The organism is Streptomyces sp. NPDC000878, from assembly GCF_053599695.1.
This window is the reverse complement of record NZ_JBSFMT010000010.1, coordinates 87,681-109,847: the sequence shown is the minus strand read 5'-3', so window position 1 is coordinate 109,847 and position 22,167 is coordinate 87,681. Positions and strand designations below refer to the sequence as shown.

General features: G+C 70.7%; 18 protein-coding genes, 1 tRNA gene and 1 pseudogene. 16 read left to right on the top strand and 4 right to left on the bottom strand.

What is annotated here, in order from left to right:
* Nucleotides 1-2 precede the first annotated feature (2 nt).
* The 4 genes from ACWDR4_RS12310 to ACWDR4_RS12295 all read left to right on the top strand — a co-directional run bounded on the left by ACWDR4_RS12310 (nucleotide 3) and on the right by ACWDR4_RS12295 (nucleotide 4,744).
* The gene (locus ACWDR4_RS12310) at nucleotides 3-1,013 is read left to right on the top strand and encodes a M23 family metallopeptidase (RefSeq protein WP_450407251.1); all 1,011 of its coding nucleotides are present in this window, start codon (nucleotides 3-5) and stop codon (nucleotides 1,011-1,013) included.
* Between the two features lie 214 nt (nucleotides 1,014-1,227).
* On the top strand, nucleotides 1,228-3,108 hold the full coding sequence (locus ACWDR4_RS12305; protein WP_450407249.1) for a rhamnogalacturonan lyase family protein: 1,881 nt from the start codon (nucleotides 1,228-1,230) through the stop codon (nucleotides 3,106-3,108).
* A complete protein-coding gene (locus ACWDR4_RS12300) occupies nucleotides 3,105-3,836 on the top strand; it encodes a DUF6250 domain-containing protein (RefSeq protein ID WP_450407246.1) in 732 nt (243 codons plus the stop codon). The genes ACWDR4_RS12305 and ACWDR4_RS12300 overlap by 4 nt, the downstream gene beginning before the upstream one ends.
* A gap of 122 nt (nucleotides 3,837-3,958) precedes the next feature.
* Entirely contained in the window at nucleotides 3,959-4,744 is a 786-nt protein-coding gene (locus tag ACWDR4_RS12295) for an SGNH/GDSL hydrolase family protein (protein WP_450407427.1), read from the top strand.
* 95 nt (nucleotides 4,745-4,839) lie between these two features.
* On the opposite strand, the gene ACWDR4_RS12290 is transcribed toward ACWDR4_RS12295, so the two are convergent.
* Nucleotides 4,840-5,454, bottom strand: coding sequence for a TetR/AcrR family transcriptional regulator (locus ACWDR4_RS12290; protein WP_450407243.1), 615 nt, complete (start codon nucleotides 5,452-5,454; stop codon nucleotides 4,840-4,842).
* Nucleotides 5,455-5,580: 126 nt separating this feature from the next.
* Nucleotides 5,581-6,771 carry a Glu/Leu/Phe/Val dehydrogenase dimerization domain-containing protein gene (locus ACWDR4_RS12285; RefSeq protein WP_450407240.1) on the bottom strand — a complete coding sequence of 397 codons (1,191 nt, stop codon included), beginning with the start codon at nucleotides 6,769-6,771 and terminating at the stop codon, nucleotides 5,581-5,583.
* 240 nt (nucleotides 6,772-7,011) lie between these two features.
* Between ACWDR4_RS12285 and ACWDR4_RS12280 the strand changes: the two genes are divergently transcribed.
* From ACWDR4_RS12280 to ACWDR4_RS12255, 6 genes are all read left to right on the top strand, one after another.
* The gene (locus ACWDR4_RS12280) at nucleotides 7,012-8,286 is read left to right on the top strand and encodes an MBL fold metallo-hydrolase (RefSeq protein ID WP_450407237.1); all 1,275 of its coding nucleotides are present in this window, start codon (nucleotides 7,012-7,014) and stop codon (nucleotides 8,284-8,286) included.
* A 380-nt stretch (nucleotides 8,287-8,666) separates the two neighbouring features.
* A complete protein-coding gene (locus ACWDR4_RS12275) occupies nucleotides 8,667-10,796 on the top strand; it encodes an ATP-binding protein (RefSeq protein ID WP_450407234.1) in 2,130 nt (709 codons plus the stop codon).
* Between the two features lie 77 nt (nucleotides 10,797-10,873).
* Nucleotides 10,874-11,305, top strand: coding sequence for a roadblock/LC7 domain-containing protein (locus ACWDR4_RS12270; RefSeq protein WP_105969869.1), 432 nt, complete (start codon nucleotides 10,874-10,876; stop codon nucleotides 11,303-11,305).
* Nucleotides 11,306-11,307: 2 nt separating this feature from the next.
* On the top strand, nucleotides 11,308-11,679 hold the full coding sequence (locus ACWDR4_RS12265) for a DUF742 domain-containing protein (RefSeq protein ID WP_450407231.1): 372 nt from the start codon (nucleotides 11,308-11,310) through the stop codon (nucleotides 11,677-11,679).
* The gene (locus ACWDR4_RS12260) at nucleotides 11,657-12,265 is read left to right on the top strand and encodes a GTP-binding protein (protein ID WP_369030961.1); all 609 of its coding nucleotides are present in this window, start codon (nucleotides 11,657-11,659) and stop codon (nucleotides 12,263-12,265) included. The genes ACWDR4_RS12265 and ACWDR4_RS12260 overlap by 23 nt, the downstream gene beginning before the upstream one ends.
* Nucleotides 12,262-12,852: a GAF domain-containing protein gene (locus tag ACWDR4_RS12255; RefSeq protein WP_450407228.1), complete on the top strand. Its 591-nt coding sequence runs from the start codon at nucleotides 12,262-12,264 to the stop codon at nucleotides 12,850-12,852. The genes ACWDR4_RS12260 and ACWDR4_RS12255 overlap by 4 nt, the downstream gene beginning before the upstream one ends.
* A 39-nt stretch (nucleotides 12,853-12,891) precedes the next feature.
* Here the strand turns inward: ACWDR4_RS12255 and ACWDR4_RS12250 are convergent, their stop codons facing one another.
* A complete protein-coding gene (locus tag ACWDR4_RS12250; protein WP_450407226.1) occupies nucleotides 12,892-14,778 on the bottom strand; it encodes a DUF2264 domain-containing protein in 1,887 nt (628 codons plus the stop codon).
* Between the two features lie 321 nt (nucleotides 14,779-15,099).
* On the opposite strand from ACWDR4_RS12250, the gene tdh reads away from it, so the two are divergent.
* The 5 genes and pseudogenes from tdh to ACWDR4_RS12225 all read left to right on the top strand — a co-directional run bounded on the left by tdh (nucleotide 15,100) and on the right by ACWDR4_RS12225 (nucleotide 19,004).
* Complete coding sequence (gene tdh / locus ACWDR4_RS12245) at nucleotides 15,100-16,128, top strand: L-threonine 3-dehydrogenase (protein WP_450407223.1); 1,029 nt, start codon at nucleotides 15,100-15,102, stop codon at nucleotides 16,126-16,128.
* A 68-nt stretch (nucleotides 16,129-16,196) separates the two neighbouring features.
* Complete coding sequence (locus ACWDR4_RS12240) at nucleotides 16,197-17,390, top strand: glycine C-acetyltransferase (protein WP_450407220.1); 1,194 nt, start codon at nucleotides 16,197-16,199, stop codon at nucleotides 17,388-17,390.
* A gap of 516 nt (nucleotides 17,391-17,906) precedes the next feature.
* A pseudogene (locus ACWDR4_RS12235) lies at nucleotides 17,907-18,299 on the top strand (LysR substrate-binding domain-containing protein); the annotation flags it as partial.
* 74 nt (nucleotides 18,300-18,373) lie between these two features.
* Entirely contained in the window at nucleotides 18,374-18,733 is a 360-nt protein-coding gene (locus ACWDR4_RS12230; RefSeq protein WP_450407217.1) for an MmcQ/YjbR family DNA-binding protein, read from the top strand.
* Between the two features lie 197 nt (nucleotides 18,734-18,930).
* Nucleotides 18,931-19,004 (top strand) — tRNA-Pro (locus ACWDR4_RS12225).
* An 89-nt stretch (nucleotides 19,005-19,093) separates the two neighbouring features.
* On the opposite strand, the gene ACWDR4_RS12220 is transcribed toward ACWDR4_RS12225, so the two are convergent.
* Nucleotides 19,094-20,113 (bottom strand): glycoside hydrolase family 43 protein, encoded by a 1,020-nt coding sequence (locus tag ACWDR4_RS12220; protein ID WP_450407214.1) that lies wholly within the window; start codon nucleotides 20,111-20,113, stop codon nucleotides 19,094-19,096.
* 160 nt (nucleotides 20,114-20,273) lie between these two features.
* Here ACWDR4_RS12220 and ACWDR4_RS12215 point away from each other — a divergent pair, with 160 nt between their 5' ends.
* Nucleotides 20,274-22,115: an ABC transporter ATP-binding protein gene (locus tag ACWDR4_RS12215; RefSeq protein WP_450407424.1), complete on the top strand. Its 1,842-nt coding sequence runs from the start codon at nucleotides 20,274-20,276 to the stop codon at nucleotides 22,113-22,115.
* The last annotated feature ends 52 nt before the right edge of the window (nucleotides 22,116-22,167 follow it).

Sequence of the window (22,167 nt, the reverse complement as noted above, 5' to 3'; positions counted from 1 at the left end):
TCATGCCCGCGAAGGGTAAGCACCGCCGTCCGAAGTCCCAGCGTTTCTCCCGCTCGATAGCCGCTGCCGGAACTGGCGGAGCGGCTCTCGCTCTGCCGCTTCTGGGAGCCACCGGCGCCCATGCGGCCACGGCGGAGTCCACCGCCCAGTCCGTGTCGTCGCTTTCGGAATCGGCCAAGTCCGTATCGGCCGAGTCCGTTTCCGCGAAGACGGAAAAGGCCGGAAAGGCCGCCGCTTCCACGTCTTCCGCCGCCAAGAAGGCGAGCGTCAGGATCTACTCGGTCCAGGCCGGCGACTACCTCTCGAAGATCGCCCAGGAGCAGAGCGTCAGCGGTGGCTGGCAGAAGCTCTACTCGGACAACCGGACCGCCATCGGCTCCGACCCGAGCCTGATCCACCCCGGTCTGAAGCTGACGATCGGCAAGAAGGCCGCGTCGACCTCTTCGCCTTCCTCGTCTTCTTCCTCGTCCTCGTCTTCGACGAAGTCCTCGTCGTCCTCGTCCTCCTCGAAGTCGACCCAGACGGAGACGTCCAAGCCGGCCGCCGAGAGTGCGACGGCCGACACCTCGACGACGACCGAGGCCGCCGACACCAGCAGCTCCGGCGGCTTCACCCTCCCCGTGGCCGGTGCCACCATCGGCACCGCCTACCACGTGTCGGGCAGCATGTGGTCCAGCGGCTACCACACGGGCGTCGACTTCGTCGTCCCGACCGGCACCTCCCTCAAGGCCGTCGGCGCCGGCACGGTCGTCTCCGCGGGCTGGGGCGGCGCGTACGGCAACCAGGTCGTCATCAAGCTCGCCGACGGCTACTACGCCCAGTACGCCCACCTCTCGCAGCTCTCCGTCTCGGCCGGCCAGACCGTGACCGAGGGACAGCAGGTCGGTCTCTCCGGTGCCACCGGCAACGTGACCGGACCGCACCTGCACTTCGAGATCCGCACCACCCCGGACTACGGCTCCGACGTGGACCCGGTCGCGTACCTCCGCTCGAAGGGTGTCGCCGTCGGCTGACACCGACACCTCACGAGGACAGCCGCCGAAGGCCGGACCCCGATCCCCGGGTCCGGCCTTCGGCATGTCCGTATGTGTGCCTTCATGATCGTCGCATTGCAGTCTTGTGGCGTGGGCCCGCGGAGCGTCGACAGGGCGAGAAGGTGGGGGCACAGTGAACTCCGTTGCTGCGCAAGCGCTTTCTACTCTCTCTGCGACTGTCTACGGAGGACCTGTGCATTCCAGTCGACGCCGAAGAACCGGCGCCGTCGTCGCCGCGATCCTGACGGCCGGGGCGCTCTCCGCGCCCGCCGGACACGCGGCCGAGCCCTCGCGCCGGGTGGTCGAGAACCTCGACCGAGGCCTGGTCGCCGTACCGTCCGGCAAGGGCACCTTCCTCAGCTGGCGGCTGCTCGGCACCGAGTACGCGCGCCATGGCAACGCGATCGCCTTCAACGTGTACAAGGGCGGACGCCGCCTGAACTCCGCGCCGATCGTCAAGTCCACGACGTACCAGGACAACAGCCGGGGCGCGGGTGCCTACAGTGTCCGGGCGATCGTCAACGGGCGTGAGCTGCGGCCGAGTTCGCCCCTCACCTTCGACAAGGGGTACGCGGAGATCCCCCTCGCCGCCGCCGACGGCTACACCGTGCAGCACGCCTGGCCCGGCGACCTCGACGGTGACGGACGCTATGAACTCGTCGTCAGCAGACTCTCCCAAACCCGGCACAGGCCCGACCTGTTGGAGGCGTACGCGCTCACCGGTGAGCGGCTGTGGCGGGTCGACCTGGGTCCCGGCTCCTACACCCAGGTCGGCGGAAACGGCGCCAACGACCCTGCTCCGGCGGCGATCAGCGGTTCCACGCCCATCGGCGGCTACCGCAACGACGACAACGTCACGGTGTACGACCTGGACGGCGACGGCAGGGCCGAGGTGCTCGTGCACACGGCCGACGGCACCACCTTCGCGGACGGTAGCGAGGTCACCGCCAACTCGCCTGCCAACCAGTTCATTTCGGTGATCGACGGCGCCACGGGAACCGAGCGCACCCGCCAGCCCGTGCCCGACGACCTGGTGGCCGACGGCCCGTCCGGCGGACACTTCGGCATCGCCTACCTCGACGGCGAACACCCCAGCCTGGTCACGAAGTTGGTCACCCGGGTAGGCGCCCGGCGCGGCGCGTTCCGGATCCTCATCCAGACCTGGGACTTCAACGGCCAGGATCTGACCAGGCGTTGGAAGTACGCGGTCCCGGCAGCGAGCGGCGCGACCAGCTTCCACCAGATCCGGACCGTCGACGTCGACCAGGACGGCCGGGACGAGATCGCCGACGGCAACTACGTGGTCAACAGCGACGGCACGCTCCGGTACGTCGTCGACGGCGCCGGACACGGCGACCGCTTCGACATCGCCGACCTCGATCCCGACCGCCCGGGTCTGGAGGGATTCGCCATCCAGCAGGCCGAGCTGGGCGTCGTACCGAAGTTCCCCTGGTACTACTACGACGCCGACACCGGTGAGCGCCTGGTGACCGGGCAGCACCCGGCGAGCTGGGAGAACGACACCGACATCGACGTCGGCCGGGGCAACGCCGCCGACATCGACCCCGGTCACCCCGGCTACGAGTACTGGACCTCCACCGCCGACGCCACCGCCCCCGGCGCGGGCGTCCGCAACGTCCAGGCCGGCAAGGTCTCCACGACCACCCCGAGCGTCAACTTCCGTATCTGGTGGGACGGCGACAAGGCCGCCGAACTCCTCGACTACACGCACGTGGAGAAGTGGGACCCGAAGACCGAGACGAGCACGCGGATCTTCGAGCCGTCGGGGGTCGTCTCCGGCCCGCGCAATGCGACCCCTTTCTACGGCGACCTGATCGGCGACTGGCGCGAGGAGATCCTCGCCGAGACCGCCGACCACACCGCACTGCGCCTCTACACGACCACCGAGCCGACGGCGACGCGCGTCTACACGCTCGCCCAGAACCCCGCGTACCGCCTCGGCTGGACCGTGCGCGGCTATCTCCAGTCGACGTACACGGACTACTACCTCGGCACCGAGACCCGCAGGGTGCCGAAGCCCTCGATCACGACCACCAAGGGAGCTGCCTCGTGACGACCACCCGTAGAGCCTTCGGAGCGCTGGCCGCAGGCGGGGCACTGGCAGCCCTCGCCCCGGCCGGCCCGGCGAGCGCCTCGCCGGGCCACCACCGACGCGGACGGCTCATCGCCCGGGACGACTTCCGGCACGGACTCGGCCAGTGGGCCGTCGAACTCGAGGACGGCGGCAGCGTCACGGCGGCCCGGGGAGTCCTGGAGGTCGACGTACCGAGCGGCGCGACGATCTGGTTCAAGCGGAAGCTCGCGGGCCCGTACGTCATCGAGTACACGGCGACGCCGGTCTCGGCGGGCGGGGTCAACGACCGTGTCTCCGACCTGAACAACTTCTGGAACGCCGTCGACGTCCGCTCACCGGACGACCTCTTCGCCACCCCTCGGGGCGGCGCCCTCGCCGAGTACGACTACCTGAAGACGTACTACGTCGGCTACGGCGCCAACACCAACACGACGACCCGGCTGCGCCGTTACGTCGGTGAGGCCGGCGTGCGCCCGCTGATCTACGATTACACGGAGCCGCTGCTGGTCCCGAACGAGCCGCATCGCGTCCGGATCGTCTCGGCCGGTTCGACGGTCCGCTGGTGGAACAAGGGACGGCTCGTCTTCGACTACAGCGACCCGGAGCCGTACACGAGCGGGCACTTCGCCTTCCGTACGACGTGGAGCCACTTCCGGATCACCGACTTCAGCGTCCGTGAGCTGCGTCTCCCTATTATTCCGGGTTGACCAATACTTGACGAGTGGCTTATCTCACCGCGAGTCAACCCTTTCCTACGGTCGCGTAGCTCACATCGGTAGGTGAATCATGGACCGATGTGGCAGACGATTCGAAGAATGACAGCAGAGCAGTGATCGGGTCGTACGTGGCGGTGGGGGACAGCTTCACCGAAGGCGTCGGCGATCCTGGCCCCGACGGGGCGTTCGTCGGCTGGGCCGATCGGTTCGCGGTACTGCTCGCGGACCGGCGCCCGGAGGGCGACTTCGGCTACACGAACCTCGCGGTACGCGGGAGGCTGCTCGACCAGATCGTGGCCGAGCAGCTTCCGCAGGCCAAGGACCTGGCGCCCGACATGGTCTCCTTCTGTGCGGGCGGCAACGACGTCATCCGGCCCGGCAGCGACCCCGACGAACTCGCCGAGCGCTTCGAGCGGGCGGTCGTCGACCTCACGTCGGCGGTCGGCACGGTCATGGTGACGACGGGCTTCGACACCCGTAACGTCCCGGTGCTGAAGCACATGCGCGGCAAGATCGCGACGTACAACGGACACATCCGGGCCATCGCCGACCGGTACGGCTGTCCGGTGCTCGACCTGTGGTCCCTGAAGACCATCCAGGACCGCCGGGCCTGGGACAGCGACCGGCTGCACCTCTCTCCCGAGGGGCACACGCGCGTGGCGCTGCGCGCGGGCCAGGTCCTCGGCCTGGAGATCCCGGCCGACCCGGACCAGCCCTGGCCGGTGCTGCCACCGCGGGGCACCTTCGAGATCCGCCGCGACGACGTCCACTGGGCACGGGAGCATCTGGTCCCGTGGATCGGGCGGCGGCTGCGGGGCGAGTCGTCGGGGGACCATGTGACGGCGAAGGGAAGTCTGTCGCCGGACGACATCAAGAGCCGGATCGAGTGGGTCGCGTGAAGTCCTTTAGCCCGTCCGGCGTTTGAGGACGAGGCCGTTCAGGCCGAAGCGGGGGTCTGGGGGCGGCAGCCCCCAGGTCCGGCGGCCACACCGACCTACCTGCCCGACGCCAACGCCGCGCGCTCCAGCCCCAGTTCCCCAGCCAGCGCCGCGTCCACCCACTGCTCGGCCCGCGCACGCGACACCCCCTCGTACGCCGTCATCTGGACCGCCAGCCCGTCCAGCAGCGCTGTGAGTCGCAGTGCCGTGCCCGTGGGGTCGGGGCACGTGAACTCGCCCGCGGCCACCCCCTCCGCGATGACCTCGGTGATCGCGGCCTTCCAGCGCCGGTCCAGGTCCCCGGCGACCTCCCGCAGCACGGGATCGCGCAGAGACACGGCCCACCCCTCGATCCACAGCCGCCAGCCCTTGGCCTGACCCGTCGGCGCGTACCAGCGCACCGCGGACCGCAGTCGGCGCAGGGCGGGGGAGCGGCGCCCGAGAAGCTTGGCCAGATGGGTGAGATCGGCCTCGGCCGCGTACCGGAACGCGGCGGCGACCAGCTTCTCCTTGGTCGAGAAGTGGTACAGCACCAGCGCGTTGCTCACCCCGAGGACGTCGGCCACGTCGGCGATCCTGACCGCCGCCACGCCCCGCGCCTCGATCTGCTCGATGGCGGCCCGCAGCAGATCCTCGCGCCGCTCGGCCACGCTCAACCGCACCCTTGCCACCCGGCCACAGTAATCCGTCACCGGACACGATGTCGGGGCAGGTCCGTCAATGCCTGTAAATCCCCGCCGATGTGGCCGGTTCGCAGGGCAGACCCCCAGGGCCCTCGGTCGCGCCGCCGGACACCGTCACCGATACCACCCGAACCGCTCCGCGATCACCGGCAGCCGCTCCTCGACGATCGCGTGCGCCGCCGCCCGGGGAGCCGTCCCGTCGGTCTCCGCGCGCGCGAGCACCTGGTCGATCAGGGCGCGCATCGAGCGCCGGATGTACGCGAACGCCTCCTCCGGGTCCGCGCCGATGTCCCCGAACAGCGTCCACCACCACCAGGCGTTCGTCCCGGAGTTCACGACCACGTCCGGCAGGACGACGATGCCGCGCGCGGCGAGCAACTCCTCGGCCTCCGGCAGTACGGGCATGTTGGCGGCCTCGACAACCCAACGCGCGGTGATCCGCTCCTGGTTCCCGGTGTCGACGGCGTACGAGACCGCCGCCGGCACCAGCACCTCCGCAGGCACGGACAGCCAGGCCTCGCCCGGCAGTTCGTGGTCCTCGGGGCGCAGCACCGCGCGGTCCACGGTCCCGTACGAGTCCCGGGCCGTGAGCAGCGCCTCGACGTCGAGTCCGGCCGGGTTGGCGATCGTGCCCTTGATGTCGGAGACGGCCACCACCGTGAGTCCCGCGCGCGTGAGGAAGCGCGCCGTGGCCCCGCCCATCGTGCCGAGCCCCTGGACGGCGACGCGTGTCCCGGCGTACGGCACCGCGGCCCGGTCGAGTGCCGCGAGCACGGACTCCGCGACCCCGCAGCCGCCGACCAGCTCGTCGAGCCCGATGCCGTCCACCTCGACCGCGAACGCGTCGGCGAGCCGCGCGCGGGCCACGCTCTCGTCGTCCAGCAGCGGATAGACCGCCTGGATCGACGACACGAGCCCGGCCTCGGCCGCCGCCCGGTCGACGAGATCCTGGGTGAGGCCCAGGTCCTCGCCCGTGGTCCAGACGCTCTCGACGTACGGCCGCATCGCGCGCAGGTAGCGCACCAGCAGGCCGTACGCCCCCGGGTCCTGGGGGTCGCAGTCGACACCGCCCTTGGCGCCGCCCAGGGGGATGTAGCGGCCCTCCGGGTTGTAGTGCAGGGCTTCCTTCATGGTCATGCCCCGGGCGAGCCCCGCGACCTCGTCCAGGGTGCAGCCCTCGCGCATCCGCAGCCCGCCGCTGGACACGCCCCGCACCAGTCTGTCCACGACGAGGAAGCCCTGGCGGCCGGTGAGGTGATCGGTCCAGGTGAGGGAGAGCAGGGGAGCGCCCTGAGGGGTTGCCATGGGGGCAATATACTGACTCACCGTTCAGTTGCAGGGCGCCGTGCGACGTCGGCCCCATGTGCCTCGCCCGCCGCGCGCACCACCTGTGCCCGGGCGGTCGCTTTCCGTCGCCCCGGAATCGATTCGCCGCCCGGAACGTTGGACTTTCCTTGGAATGACCCGGCCGACACACGTACGACGCCGGAGTGTCGGAGGGGGCGACCATAATGGAATGCCTGACCGACTCCACCTGGAGGTACCGTGACCGGATTCCCCCCTCCGAGCTCCCGGCTGCGCGCGCTGCGTCCCGCCGCCTTCGGCGCGGACCCGAGCGGGGAGCGCCTGGCACGGATCCGCAGATCGCCCCACTTCGCGGACGGTGTCTTCCAGAACCCGCCGGGTACGCCCCGGCCGGACGGCGCCATCCTCGACTTCGCGAAGTCCTCCCTGCGCAAGGAGGACCGGGTCCGCCGCGCCCCGGCCGGCACGGTGCCGGTGCACGCCACGACGCTCGCCGACCTCGCCAAGCCCCCGGTCACCGGTCTCCGGCTGACCTGGATGGGCCACTCCAGCGTGCTCACCGAGATCGACGGACAGCGGGTGCTCTTCGACCCCGTCTGGGGCGAGCGCTGTTCGCCGTTCGCCTTCGCCGGACCCAAGCGGCTGCACCCGGTGCCCCTGCCGCTGGCCGCGCTCGGCCCGGTCGACGTCGTCGTCATCTCGCACGACCACTACGACCATCTGGACATGCCCACGATCAAGGCGCTGGCCGACACGGACACCTTGTTCGCGGTGCCGCTCGGGGTCGGCGCCCATCTGGAGCGCTGGGGCGTCTCCGCCGACCGGCTGCGCGAGCTGGACTGGCACGAGTCGACGAAGGTCGGCGGCCTCACCCTGACCGCCACTCCGGCCCGCCACTTCTGCGGCCGGGGCCTGCGCAACACCCAGCACACCCTGTGGGCCTCCTGGGTTGTCGCCGGTGAGGAGCACCGCGTCTACCACAGCGGCGACACCGGGTACTTCGAGGGCTTCCGGGACATCGGCGCCGACCATGGCCCGTTCGACGCCACGATGATCCAGATCGGGGCCTACAGCGAGTTCTGGCCCGACATCCACATGACCCCGGAGGAGGGCATGCGCGCCCACCTCGACCTCCAGGGCGGGACGCCGAGCGGTCTGATGCTGCCGATCCACTGGGGCACCTTCAACCTGGCGGCGCACGCGTGGTCGGACCCCGGCGAGGGCACGATCGCCGCCGCCCGCAAGGCGGACGCGCGGATCGGGCTGCCGCACCCGGGCGAGCCCTTCGAACCCACGGCCGAGACCGTCCCCTCGGAGCCCTGGTGGCGGGGCGTGGCCCTGACGCCGGCGGGCGGGTGGCCGACGCTCGACACCGACGGGCCGTCCGATGTCCGTCGTACGGCCGATATCACTCGTACGGCTGATGTGGATGAAGCCCGGACCGACACGGCGGGTGACATTCAGGGGGGTACTGCCGACGGCAGCGGCGAGCCCAAGGCGGTTTCTGCGGGCTGACGGAGACGGGCGAAAACGGACGACGGTCGGACAGTCGTACGGACGGCGAGGGCCGGGGAGCAAGCTGCTCCCCGGCCCTCGCCGTCTCTTCGTGACCGGTTCTGACCAGCTCCGATCGATTGGCCGGGCTGGGGGAACGTACGTCCGAGATGTTTATCGGTCTGCCGTGCGAGGCCTCATATCAGAGCGGGGCGCTTTCCGGGGGAGTTTGTCAACTGCCCACCGCACATGATGCGTTGGTGACTACTGTGAGTGTCCGCCGGGCGACACAGGGCTGGTTTCTTCGGTTCTGCGGCTCTCGGCCGGCACCGCGATGGCGCACGCCCGAGTCGCGCAGACGCGCGATCCCCAGGTCCCGACGCACCAGTACGAGGACGAAGATGTCTCACCTCCGAGCACCGGCCCCCCGCGCAGACCGCCGTGAGGGCGGACGGCACGGTCGGCCGGTCGCCCGTACCGTCCCCTCGCTGCCCGAGACCCACATACGGCCGCAGCTCATGAGGCTCGCCGTGCTGCCGCCGCTCGCGGTCGCCCTCAGCGCCTGCGCAGCCGTCCTGTTCATCGTCCGTTCCGGCGGGGTGCGGCCCACCCTCGCTCTGTTCGCCGTGCTCGCCGGCGCGTTCGGGGTGGCCCTCGGGAGCGTCGTGATCGCGCTGGTGGCAGCCGACCGCGCCGCCGGATCCGTGCACGAACGCCTCGGCGCCCTGCGCCGCACCAGCGCCCGAGGCGAGGCCGACCTGCGCGCCCTCGTCGAGGCACTGCGGCGCGGCGACGCGCCCCCGGCCCGCAGGACGCGCGGTGTACCCGCGGAAGACGCCGACGACTTCGAACTCCTCGGCGCCGACCTCGCCCGTGCTCACGACGGTGCCGTCACCGCCGTCGTCCAGGCCTCGCAGCTCTCCAGCCAGGCGGGCAGCGAACAGAAGGTCGAGGTCTTCGTCAACCTCGCCCGGCGCCTCCAGTCGCTCGTGCACCGCGAGATCTCCATCCTCGACGAGCTGGAACACGAGATCGAGGACCCGGATCTTCTCAAGGGCCTCTTCCACGTCGACCACCTCGCCACCCGCATCCGGCGGCACGCCGAGAACCTCGCCGTGCTCGGCGGCGCCGTCTCCCGCCGCCAGTGGAGCAACCCGGTCTCCATGACGGAGGTGCTCCGCTCGGCCATCGCGGAGGTCGAGCAGTACTCGCGGGTCAAGCTCGTGCCCCCGATCGACGGCACCCTGCGCGGACACGCCGTCGCCGACGTCATCCACCTGCTCGCCGAACTCGTCGAGAACGCCACGGTGTTCTCCGCCCCGCACACCCAGGTGCTGCTGCGCGCCAACCTCGTCACCTCGGGGCTCGCCGTCGAGGTCGAGGACCGCGGCCTCGGTATGCCCGTGGGCGAGCAGCACAAGATGAACACGCTGCTCACCGACCCCGACCAGGTCAACGTCGCCAGCCTGCTCCAGGACGGACGCATCGGGCTCTTCGTGGTCTCGCAGCTCGCCCGCAGGCACGGCATCCACGTCCGCCTCCAGACCAACATCTACGGCGGCGTGCAGGCCGTACTCGTCGTGCCGCAGGGGCTGCTGGGCACGGACACGCCCCCGGGCGGCTCCGGGGGCGTACCGCAGCCCCGGCCCCAGGACCCTGCCCAGATCCCTGCCCAGGAGACCGGCGGCATGCGGCGGGTGGCCGAGCCGCCCCGGCAGCGTCCGTCGGCCGCAGGCCACGAAGGACGGCCGCCGACGCCCGGCACACCGTCCGGCGGTTCGACGCGTCGGCGCCCGGAGGCGGCCCGGCCCGCCGCTCCGGCACCGAACGGCCGGGGCCCCGCACCGCTGCCCGTACGCGGGGCCCAAGGGGAGCGGCCCAACCCCGCGGAGGCGATGCCCGGCATCCGCGCAGACGACCGGCGGACCGTCGCGGACAACGTGGCCGCGCCGACCGCCCCGACCTCTCCCCGGACCGGCGCCGTGCGCGGCACCATGGGCAAGCCCCAGCTGCCCCGCCGCCGCGCCCAGGAACACATCGCGCCCCAACTGCGCGGCGGCCCGGCGGCCCCCCGCCCGGAGGGCGAACTCGTCGGACACGACCCCGGCCTCATGGCCGCCTTCCAGCGCGGCATCGGGCTCGCCGAGGCGCGCCAGCTGGAGCCGGGCTACACCGACCCGGCCATCGCGGCGATGGAGAGGGAGTACGCGGCGCAGTACGGGGAACCGGCCCCTAGGCCACCGTCCCCCAGGCCACCGGCGCCCTCGGAACCGACGTACACGGAACCGACGTACACGGAGCCCGTGCACCCCGCCGCGTCGGACGCCGTACCCCCGGCGCCGCTGTCCATGGAGCGGGTCTCCATGCGGCCGACCGGCCCCGACACCCCTCCGCCGCCCCCCGACGCGGGCCGCGTCGACGACGTACCGCCCCTGGACGCACCCCACATAGCCGAGGTGCACCGACTGCGCGCGCCCGGACACGACCTGGACCTCACTGCCCGGCACGACGGGAGCGCACCGGCCGGATGACCACCCCCCGCTGTTCCACCCCTGCCCCCACCTCCAGCGCTCCCGCAGACCTTCGTACCCCAAGGAGTCGATCCACCATGGCGAGCGATGTGCCGACCGGCCATGTATCCGATCTCGACTGGCTGATGAGCGGCCTCGTCCAGCGCGTACCGCACACCACGAGCGCGGTACTCCTGTCCTGCGACGGACTCGTGAAGTCCGTCCACGGACTCGACCCGGACAGCGCCGACCACATGGCCGCCCTGGCCTCCGGTCTCTACTCCCTCGGACGCAGCGCGGGCGTCCGGTTCGGGGACGGCGGTGAGGTCCGGCAGGTCGTCGTCGAACTCGACTCGACCCTGCTGTTCGTCACCACCGCCGGCTCCGGCACCTGTCTCGCCGTGCTGGCCGGCCGCGAGGCCGACGCCGCGGTGCTCGGCTACGAGATGGCGATGCTGGTCAAGAGCGTCCGCCCCTACCTGATGACCGCGCCCCGGCAGTCCGCCGAACCCTCGGCGATGAGGCCTTGAGCGTGACGGCGGCCGGCGACGGGCCCTGGCTCGACGACGCGGCCGGGCGGCTCGTGCGGCCCTACACCGTCAGCAACGGGCGGACCCGGCCGACCACCGCCCTCGACCTCATGTCCCAGGTGATGGCCACCGGGGCCACCCCGCTCGGCTACCTCGGCCCCGAACACGCCCAGGCGATCGACCTGTGCCGGGTGCCCGTCTCGGTCGCCGAGGTGGCCGCCCATCTGAAGCTGCCGGCGGCGGTCACCAAGGTGCTGCTGTCCGACCTCGTCGACTGCGGGGCACTCACGACGAAACCGCCCGAGTTCTACCACAACCCCACTGACCGGTCTCTTCTGGAGGCAGTGCTCGATGGACTACGACGACAGCTCTGATCCCTTCCCCACCGCATTGAAGATCCTGGTGGCGGGAGGATTCGGAGTCGGCAAGACGACCCTCGTCGGCGCGGTGAGCGAGATCGCGCCGCTCAGCACGGAGGAACTGCTCACCACGGTCAGCGCCTCGACCGACAGTCTCGAAGGCATCGAGAACAAGGTCGAGACCACCGTGGCGATGGACTTCGGCCGTATCACCCTGGACCCCGAACACGTCCTCTATCTGTTCGGTACGCCCGGACAGGAGCGGTTCTGGTTCATGTGGGACGAGCTGTCCGAGGGCGCGCTCGGCGCGGTGATCCTCGCCGACACCCGGCGCCTGGAGGACTGCTTCGCGGCCGTCGACTTCTTCGAACAGCGCGGCCTCGGCTTCATCGTGGCGATCAACGAGTTCGACGGCTCGTACCGCTACGACCCCGAGGAGGTGCGCGCCGCGATCGATCTCGACCCCGACATCCCGATCGTGCGCTGCGACGCCCGGATCTCCAGTTCGGGGGTACAGACACTGCTCACCCTCGTACGGCATCTGCTCGCCCACGCGCCCGCGCCCGCACCCACCGCCCACAGTGAGGGAGCCCGCCCATGAGCTACGACCCGCCACGCCCGGCCGGTCGTCTGCTGCTGACTCCCGAGGACAAGGACGCCCCCGCCCGTATCCGCCGACTGCGTGGACTCGGCCTCGGGGAACGACCCGAGCCCGCCCTGGACGCCTTCGCGGACCGTCTCGCGGAGCTGGTCGGCGCGCCCTACGCGATGGTCAACTTCATCGGCGAGGAACGGCAGTTCTTCGCCGGGCTCCATGTGCCGGGCGACACCGGCACCTCCGGCGGGACCGGCGCCGACTCCGGCGACGTGAAGCCGCGCGTGGGCCGCCGGCTGCCGCGCGACCACGGGTTCTGCCCGCATGTGGTGGTCCGGCGCAAGGCGCTCGTCCTGGAGGACGTCCGCGACTATCCGCGGTTCGCGGGCAATCCGGTCGTCGACGAGTTCGGCATCCACTCGTATCTGGGCGCGCCGCTCATCGACACCACGGGCATGGCGCTGGGCACGGTGTGCGCCGCCGACCTCGAACCGCGCCCCTGGGGGAGGGCGGGGCTGGAGACCATCAAGGCGATGGCGGCGGAACTGGTGGGACAGCTGGCTCCGCTCGCACCGGGGGAGGGTCTCCCATAGAGGAGCCTGCCCGAGGGGCGTACGTCTCCGTCGTCTCCGTCACACGGAGACCGTCTCTCCGTCCGGGAACATGATGAGGGCGCGGCCCTCCTCCGTCACCGCGCACGACACCGCCTCGCGCAGAGCCTGCGGATGCACGGCGTCCCGGGTCAGCGCGACCAGGGTCACGAACAGCCTGCTCGCGCCCGGGGACTCGGCCGCGCGCTGGAGATACGGTGTCGCCGAGTGCGGGCCGAAGGCGTTCGCGTCGACCTCGCGGGCCACGCCCGTCGCCTCGTCCCAGCCATGCAGCGCGACGACCACACTGGTCAGCCCCGAGCCGGTACGGGTCAGGGCCCAGCCGTCGCCTCGCTCGGCCTCGGGCAGGGCGGTGTCGGCCACCGCGTAACCGCCCTCCCGGACCGCCGCCTCGGCCGGTGCCTGTACGCGGTGCACGCGGATCTCCCAGGAGCCGTGCAGGACGCTCGTCGACTCGACCCGGAACTCCCCTTTCACGCCAGGGAGTTCGGCTTCGTACCGGGAGGCGGCGACCTTCCCCGAGCAGTGCAGCGGAAGGATTCTGCACCGGCGTGACGCCGTCCCGTCGGGGGCGAGCAGCGCCAGGTGGCCGTCCACGTTCCGCTGCCAGGCCACCGCGCCCGTCTCCGGGGCGGTGGCGGTCGAGTAGCCGAACTTGGCGTAGTGCGGATCGTCGGCGGCGGGTCCCTCCATCGGGTTGTGGTCGCTGCCGTGGTTGACGAGCCGCACGATGCCGTCGTGCCGGGTGCCGTGCAGCAGCCAGCCGGGTCCCGGCAGCGCCGTGTACTGGTCGGACTCCTCGACGGGCAGCGGGCGTTCGGGTGCCGTCCACACCAGGTGCTCCGGGGGCAGCAGCAGGCCCAGGAAGGCCATGCTCGACCAGTACGGCGATCCGGGCCCCGAGGACGCCTGGGTCGCCGGCAGAAACGTGCCGTACCAGCCCAGCGGCAGCAGCCCGCGCTCGTCGGGCACCCCGCGCTCCACGAAGTGCGCCACCGCGCCCGAGGCCAGCCGCCGGGTCAGCCCCGGGGCCAGGGGAGTGCACTCCGCCAGGGCGCCCAGCCAGACGGGAGCGGTCGCGGCGAAACGATACGTCAGGGAGCGGCCCTGGTGGACGGGGGCGCCGTCCGCCCCGAAGAACTGGGGATAGGAGGCGAGGAACTGGGCGAGCCGGCGACGGTGGACCCGGCCGCGCCCGCCGTCCTCGCCGCCGGTCATCCGGCACCACAGCAGCGGGTACAAGTGCAGCGCCCAGCCGACGTAGTAGTCGAACGTACGACCGTCGCCGTCGCTGTACCAGCCGCCGCCGACATACCAGTCGTCGAGCCGGTCGAGGCCGCCGTCGATGTCCTCCTGGCGGTGCGGCGCGCCCACCGAGGCCAGGAACTGTTCGGCGACGACCTGGCACAGCCGCCCGCTGTCGTCCCGGGTGCGGCGGCCCACGAATCCCCACAGCCAGTCGACGATCCGCTCCTGGACGTCCACGTCCAGGCGGTCCCAGATCCACGGGCGGGTCTCGTGCAGCCCGATGGCGATCGACGCGGCCTCGTTCATTGGCTGGGAGTGGTCGGTGAGTTCGGGCCAGGCCTCGCCGCTGTCACGGTCCGTGCCCGTTGTCAGACCCTGCGCGTAGCGTTCCACGAGACGGGAATCCACGTCGCCCGCCGCTCCCGCGATCCGGAAGGAGGCCAGAAGGAATGACCGCGCGAAACCCTCAAGGCCGTCCGACACCACGCCCGCCGAGGAATTCCGGCCCGGCAGCCGGTACTGCGCGAGACCCGGCGTCGCGTAGGGAGCCAGCGCCTCCAACTGCCGGTCGGCGAGCGCCTCCCAGTGCGCCCGGGTCCAGCCGGTGAACAGCGACAGGACCCGGTCGTTGGGCGGGAGCGCCAAGTGCGGTGCGGGCATGACGGGTTCTGACTCCTTCGACGGGCCCCGGTGGGGTCTCACACAGGATTCGCGCGGTTTCTCGGAAGGGATACGGCTGATGGTTCCGGACGGATCAACAGGTGGGTGGCTGTTGTCGTTCATCCGGCCAATGGGGATATGCCAGCCGCGTCCGGCGTGAAGGAAAGCTGCGGCGGCGCTTAAGAAAACCTCGATGGACCGGGGAGTCGCCGTACGGCAGATTTCTTCTCGCGGCCCAGGTTCTCGGCCTCACCCCCTCTCCCCGGCACGGGCTCCTTCGGTGTGCCCTGCCCCGGGGTTCTACCCACAGGAGCCGTTGCGTTGAAGGCGCTGGTCAAGGAGAAGGCGGAGCCCGGGCTGTGGCTCGTGGACGTACCGGAACCGGCCGTCGGCCCCGGTGACGTACTGATCAAGGTGCTCAGAACCGGGATCTGCGGCACCGACCTGCACATCCGGGCCTGGGACGGCTGGGCGCGGCAGGCGATCCGTACGCCGCTCGTCGTCGGGCACGAGTTCGTGGGCGAGGTCGTCGGGACCGGCCGCGATGTCACCGACATCGGTGTCGGCGACCGGGTCAGCGGCGAGGGGCACCTCGTGTGCGGCCGATGCCGCAACTGCCTCGCCGGGCGCCGCCATCTGTGCCGGGCCACGGTGGGGCTCGGTGTCGGGCGGGACGGTGCCTTCGCCGAGTTCGTGGCACTGCCCGCCGCCAATGTGTGGGTGCACCGGGTGCCCGTGGACCTCGACGTGGCGGCGATCTTCGACCCGTTCGGCAACGCCGTGCACACCGCGCTGTCGTTCCCGCTGGTCGGGGAGGACATCCTGATCACCGGGGCCGGCCCGATCGGGCTGATGGCGGCGGCGGTGGCCCGGCACGCCGGGGCGCGGAACGTCGTCGTCACCGATGTCAGCGAGGAACGGCTGGAACTGGCGCGCAAGATCGGCGCGAGCCTGGCGCTGAACGTCTCCGGCGCGACCGTCGCCGACGGCCAGCGCACCCTCGGGCTGCGCGAGGGCTTCGACATCGGCCTGGAGATGTCCGGTCACCCCGAGGCGCTGCGCGACATGATCGCCAACATGACGCACGGCGGACGCATCGCCATGCTGGGCCTGCCGGCCGAGGAGTTCCCGGTCGACTGGGCCCGGATCGTCACCTCCATGATCACCATCAAGGGCATCTACGGCCGTGAGATGTTCGAGACCTGGTACGCGATGTCGGTGCTCCTGGAGGGCGGCCTCGACCTCACCCCGGTCATCACCGGCCGGTACGACATCGGCGACCACGAGGCCGCCTTCGCGGACGCGGCGAGCGGCCGGGGCGGCAAGGTCATCCTGGACTGGACCGCGTGAGTCGTCTGTCGGCCCGTACGGTCACCTGCTGGAACGCGTAAGTCACCTGCATTTTTAGGAGCTTTGAGATGTTCGACTCCGTGCGCGACGACCTGCGCGCCACCCTCGACGAGATCCGCGCCGCCGGTCTGCACAAGCCCGAGCGCGTCATCGGCAGCCCGCAGTCCGCGACCGTCGCCGTCACCGCGGGCGGGCGCCCCGGCGAGGTGCTCAACTTCTGCGCCAACAACTACCTCGGCCTCGCCGACCACCCCGAGGTGATCGCCGCGGCCCACGAGGCGCTCGACCGCTGGGGCTACGGCATGGCCTCCGTGCGCTTCATCTGCGGTACGCAGGAGGTGCACAAGGAGTTGGAGGCGCGCCTTTCGGCGTTCCTCGGCCAGGAGGACACGATCCTCTACTCCTCCTGCTTCGATGCCAACGGAGGCGTCTTCGAGACCCTCCTCGACGCCGAGGACGCGGTGATCTCCGACGCCCTCAACCACGCCTCCATCATCGACGGCATCCGCCTGTCCAAGGCCCGCCGCTTCCGTTACGCCAACCGCGATCTCGCCGATCTGGAACGGCAGCTGCAGGACGCGTCCGATGCGCGGCGCCGTCTGATCGTCACCGACGGCGTGTTCTCGATGGACGGGTACGTGGCACCCCTCCGCGAGATCTGCGACCTCGCCGACCGCTACGACGCGATCGTCATGGTCGACGACTCGCACGCCGTCGGCTTCGTCGGCCCCGGCGGCCGGGGCACCCCCGAGCTGCACGGCGTCATGGACCGCGTGGACATCATCACGGGCACACTGGGCAAGGCGCTGGGCGGGGCCTCCGGGGGGTATGCGTCCGCCCGCGCCGAGATCGTCGCCCTGCTGCGCCAGCGCTCACGTCCGTACCTCTTCTCCAACACTCTCGCCCCGGTGATCGCGGCGGCCTCGCTGAAGGTCCTCGACCTGCTGGAAACCGCCGACGACCTGCGCCTTCGGCTCGCCGAGAACACCGCGCTGTTCCGCCGCCGGATGACCGAGGAGGGCTTCGACATCCTGCCCGGGGACCACGCCATCGCGCCCGTGATGATCGGGGACGCCGCGAAGGCCGGCCGTCTGGCGGAGCTGCTGCTGGAGCGTGGCGTGTACGTGATCGGCTTCTCGTACCCGGTCGTGCCGCAGGGGCGGGCCCGGATCCGCGTCCAGTTGTCGGCGGCGCACTCCATCGAGGACGTGAACCGTGCGATCGACGCTTTTGTCGCGGCGCGGGCGGAGTTGGAGGGCTGAGCGGACTGCCCCCGGACCCACTGCCCCGGACATTCCGTCCGGGGCATATGGGATAATCGATCGCGTGATCGAAGCGCGGCGGCTCCGCATCCTGCGTGCGGTGGCCGACCACCGCACGGTGACGGCGGTTGCCGCGCTGTACCTCACCGTTCCTGTGGACTGAGCGGGCGTGAGCCTGTTCAGCCGCGCGCCCCGAACGGTCTTGGGCGCACTGGTCCCCGGCGTTCTCGACCCCGGGGCGGCGACACGCATCCTGTGCGTGGTCCGGGCCCGGGAGGCCAGTTCCCTGCGCGACCTGGCCAGTTGGGTACGGCCAGAGGCGACGGGGAGGCCCTGAACCATCCTCTGGTGGAGCAGGGGCCCCGCACGCTGGCACCGCACCCGGCGTCCCAGATCGCACGATCACGCTAACCCAAACGGCCCAGGGCAGTGCAAGCCCGGAAGCCGACCATCACACGATCGAGCTAATTTGACCTCGTACGCACTCCTTGGCGAGCAGTCACCAACCTTCCAACCTTCGACGCGGTCGTCCCGGTCGCCCACCGCCTCGCCGGCGCCCAGGAGGTGCCGCTCGCCGAACTGGCCAAGGACTCCTGGATCGGCCCGTACCCCGGCAATCCCTGCCATGAGGTGGTGGTCCTGGCCTGCGAGAACGCCGGATTCCGGCCCCGCCTCGAACACTCCTCGGACGACTTCCGCGCGGTCGTCGCCCTCGCCTCGGCCGACGCGGGCGTGGCCCTCGTACCGCGTTCGGCACTGCGCGGCATAGACCTGACGGGTGTCGTCGTCTGCCCGGTCGACGGGGTCGCGCCCACGCGGCGGGTCTTCGCGGCCGTACGCAGGGGAGCGGAGGAACACCCGCTGATCCGCCCGGTGTTGACGGCGCTCGGCACGGCGGCGCAGGCGTAGCTGTCCCGCCCCGGCACCGGCAGCGGGACGTGCTCGCCGAGTGATTGTCAGTGGTATTGGCTACCGTGCGTTGCATGCCGGAAGCCGAAGACGTACGCCGTATCTCCCTCTCCCTGCCGGACACGACGGAGAAGATCGCCTGGGGCATGCCCACGTTCCGGGTCGCGGAAAAGATGTTCGCCACGCTGCCCGAGGACGAGACCTCCATCGCCGTGCGCTGCCCGAAGGAGGAGCGCGACGAACTGGTCCTGGCCGAGCCGGAGAAGTTCTGGATCGCCGACCACGAGGCGGGGTTCGCCTGGGTGCGAGCGCGCCTGGCCGCGCTGGAGGACGAGGACGAACTGCGCGACATCCTCACCGACTCCTGGCGCCAGGCGGCCCCGCCCCGACTGCTGGACGCCTACCCGGAGTTGAGGACGCCGGGTGCCGGCTGAGCGAGAACCACGAGGTCAGGATCGTACGGAGGAGACGTACGAGTCCACGGGGCCGTATGTGCGACCTCGACCAAACTTGAGGTCAAGGGTCGGCAGCCTGAATACCGGCACGCATAAAGGGGTGCGCGACCATCGACCCGAGTGCGGTATTGTTTCCATGCGCGTTCGGCCAGGGGAAACCCCAGGTCAGACGGCACCGGGACGTGGCGCAGCTTGGTAGCGCACTTGACTGGGGGTCAAGGGGTCGCAGGTTCAAATCCTGTCGTCCCGACTTGTATGAGTCGCAGGTCAGAGGCCGTTTTCTCAGCGATGAGAGGGCGGCCTCCGGTGTGTCCGGCCCAGTCCGTCCGTAGCGTGAGGTCAGCTGCCGCCGTCGAGGTCGGCGCGTCGGCGCAGTACCCGTAGCTCCTGGCCGGCGAACTCCATCTCGTACAGCTTGCCCCGCGCGTTCTCGAAGGGGCGGTGGAGCACCATCATCAGCCGGCCGTCGAACGTGTGGAAGAGCATGCCGTGACCGCTGTCCTCGCGGACCAGCGGCCGGTGCTGCTGCCACGGCCCCTCGATGCCGCCCGACTTCGAGGTGGCGTAGGTCTGTACGTAACCGCCGCTGATCGTCCCGTCCTTGCCGGCCACGTTCTTCTCGTACGTCGACCACAGCATGAGCAGGGAGCCGTCGGGGTTGCGGTGGAGTTGCGGGCCGTCGGTGATGTAGGGCGCGAGCTGATGCGGCCGGCCTGCGGGGATCTCCTCGGTGATCCAGGACGCGTCCGAGGCCCTGAACAGGAAGATCGGATCTCCGATCGTCCGTGACAGGTCCGGGGCCAGGCGGATCGCCTCCATCGTGCCGTCGATGGTCTGCAGCCACTCGTGCGCGTACACCATCCACGGCTGCCCGGACGGGTCGACGTGGAGCGTGCCGTCGAGGGTCATGAGGTTCGCGGGCGGGGTGGGGCGCGCGGGGTCGACGACCGTGAACGGGCCCAGCAGTGACGGGGAGACCGCCGTGATCGTGCCGCGCATGTAGGACGGGACCTGGAACGGCGTACCCCACTGGTTGGGCGGAGGCAGCGGAAGCGGTCTGTCCTCGTTGTGGAGTGTGGTGAACAGGTAGTACCGGCCGCCCCATTCGTGCACCTCCGGCGCCCAGCCGCCGTCACTCGCCCAGATCCCCTGCTGCTCGGCGGCGAGGAAGACCACGACCGGGCGCGTCCAGTCGCGCAGGTCGGGGCTGCGGTAGACCATCGTGCCGGTGCCGTCCACGCCCGACACGGACGGGTCGTTGGACGTGTAGAGGTGGTACGTGCGGGTCTTCTCGTCGGCGACGACGAACGGATCGTGCAGCGGCATGTCGGGAAGCCGCATCGGTTCGGTGTCAGCCATGGCCGAAGAATACGTCGCCCCTGTGCACGGTCCGCTGTTGGCCGGGTTGTGGGTCAAGTCGTTGGCCGAGAAAAACGCTTGGACTGCCCCGGTGCCGTCGCGGGACACTTCGATGCCCGAAATGCGTGGCTGGCTGCCGCACGACTACACAGGGTTTGATATGGAATCGCCTGAATCGCGCGAGGTCACGCCGGGCAAGGGCTCGGTGCTCCTCGCACTTCGTTACTACGGACGGGAGTTGGCCCGCCTCAGGCGGCTGACGGTACCCGCGATGCTGCTGCCGGCGCTCGGCAACATCGGTATCAACTACATCGCGCCGCTGATCGTCGCGAAGCTCGTCGGCCGGATCGCCGGCGAGGACGGGATCACCGTCGGCTCCACGCTGCCGTACGTCCTCGGCTTCGGCGGTGTCCTGCTGCTCGCGGAGGTGCTGTGGCGCGGGGGCCTGCACTGTCTGAACCGCGTCGACGCCCGGGGCATCGAGCATCTGTACGTGATCGGCATGGACGAGCTGTTCGCCAAGGACGCCTCGTTCTTCCACGACAACTTCGCCGGGTCGCTGACCAAGCGGGTCCTGAGCTTCGCCTCCCGGTTCGAGGAGTTCGTCGACACGCTGACGTTCCAGGTCGTGGGCAGTCTGGTGCCGCTTCTGTTCGGGTCGGTGGTGCTGTGGCGTTACGAACCGCTGCTCGTCGTCGGCCTGTTGGCGATGCTCGCGTTGACGGCGGTGTGCGTGGTGCCGCTCATCCGCCGCCGTCAGGCGCTCGTCGACAAGCGTGAGGAGGCCATCGCCCGCGTGTCGGGCCACGTCGCCGACAGCCTGATGAACATGGACACGGTCCGTGCGTTCGCCGCCGAGGAGCGCGAGGCCGCCGAGCACCGGTCCCGGGTCGCGGCCTCGCGGCGGCTCATGCTCAGGTCGTGGGACTACGGCAACCTGCGCATCGACACGCTGGTCGCGCCCCTGTCCGTGCTGACCAACGCCCTGGGCCTGCTGCTCGCGGTCACCCTCGCCGGGGGCGGGCACGGTGTGGAGGCGGTCGTCGTCGCCTTCACCTACTACACGAACGCGACGCGGATCATGTTCGAGTTCAACCAGATCTACCGTCGGCTGGAAAGCTCGATGACGGAGGCTGCCCAGTTCACCGAACTGCTGCTGACTTCGCCGACCGTGCTCGACCCGGAGTCCCCGGAGGCCCTGCTGTCCCGGGCCGCCGACGTCCGCTTCGAGAACGTCACCTTCGCCCACGCGGGCGCGGAGCCGCTCTTCGAAGGACTCGACCTGGCCGTGCCCAGCGGGTCGAGGATCGGGCTCGTCGGCCGTTCCGGCGGCGGCAAGACCACGCTCAGCCGGCTGCTGCTGCGTATGACGGACATCGATTCCGGCCGCATCCTGATCGGCGGCCAGGACATCAGCCGACTGCGCCAGACGGACCTGCGGAGCCTGATCGCCTACGTGCCGCAGGACCCGGCGATGTTCCACCGCACCCTGCGGGACAACATCGCGTTCGCCCGCCCGGACGCCACCGACGCCGAGATCCGCCGCGCGGCCGAGGCGGCACACGTCACCGAGTTCGCCGACGCGCTGCCCGAGGGCTTCGACACCATGGTCGGCGAGCGCGGGGTCAAACTGTCCGGCGGACAGCGCCAGCGGGTCGCCCTGGCCCGGGCGATCCTGCGCGACGCGCCGATCCTGCTGCTCGACGAGGCCACCAGCGCCCTCGACTCCGAGAGCGAGATCCTCGTCCAGGAGGCGCTGTGGCGGCTCATGGAGGGACGGACGGCGCTCGTGGTGGCGCACCGGCTGAGCACGGTCGCCTCCATGGACCGGCTCGTGGTCCTCGACCGCGGGCGGATCGTCGAGCAGGGCACGCACCAGGAACTGCTCGCGGCGGAGGGCGCGTACGCCAAGCTGTGGCAGCACCAGTCGGGCGGCTTCCTCGACGACGAGTCCTTCGATGATCCTGTCGACGACAGTCCCGCGCGGGCCGACCTGCACTGAGTGGACGCGGCTCAGGTGGCGGTTAGTGGCCCGGTTCACATGGCGCAAGTCG

Bases quoted from the DNA above. Each gene is read 5' to 3' on its own strand.
- ACWDR4_RS12310 (WP_450407251.1), top strand. From the start codon at position 3: ATGCCCGCGAAGGGTAAGCACCGCCGTCCGAAGTCCCAGCGTTTCTCC.
- ACWDR4_RS12285 (WP_450407240.1), bottom strand. From the start codon at position 6,771: ATGGCAACCCCTCAGGGCGCTCCCCTGCTCTCCCTCACCTGGACCGAT.
- ACWDR4_RS12275 (WP_450407234.1), top strand. From the start codon at position 8,667: ATGTCTCACCTCCGAGCACCGGCCCCCCGCGCAGACCGCCGTGAGGGC.
- ACWDR4_RS12270 (WP_105969869.1), top strand. From the start codon at position 10,874: ATGGCGAGCGATGTGCCGACCGGCCATGTATCCGATCTCGACTGGCTG.
- ACWDR4_RS12260 (WP_369030961.1), top strand. From the start codon at position 11,657: ATGGACTACGACGACAGCTCTGATCCCTTCCCCACCGCATTGAAGATC.
- ACWDR4_RS12255 (WP_450407228.1), top strand. From the start codon at position 12,262: ATGAGCTACGACCCGCCACGCCCGGCCGGTCGTCTGCTGCTGACTCCC.
- ACWDR4_RS12250 (WP_450407226.1), bottom strand. From the start codon at position 14,778: ATGCCCGCACCGCACTTGGCGCTCCCGCCCAACGACCGGGTCCTGTCG.
- ACWDR4_RS12240 (WP_450407220.1), top strand. From the start codon at position 16,197: ATGTTCGACTCCGTGCGCGACGACCTGCGCGCCACCCTCGACGAGATC.
- ACWDR4_RS12230 (WP_450407217.1), top strand. From the start codon at position 18,374: ATGCCGGAAGCCGAAGACGTACGCCGTATCTCCCTCTCCCTGCCGGAC.
- ACWDR4_RS12220 (WP_450407214.1), bottom strand. From the start codon at position 20,113: ATGGCTGACACCGAACCGATGCGGCTTCCCGACATGCCGCTGCACGAT.
- ACWDR4_RS12215 (WP_450407424.1), top strand. From the start codon at position 20,274: ATGGAATCGCCTGAATCGCGCGAGGTCACGCCGGGCAAGGGCTCGGTG.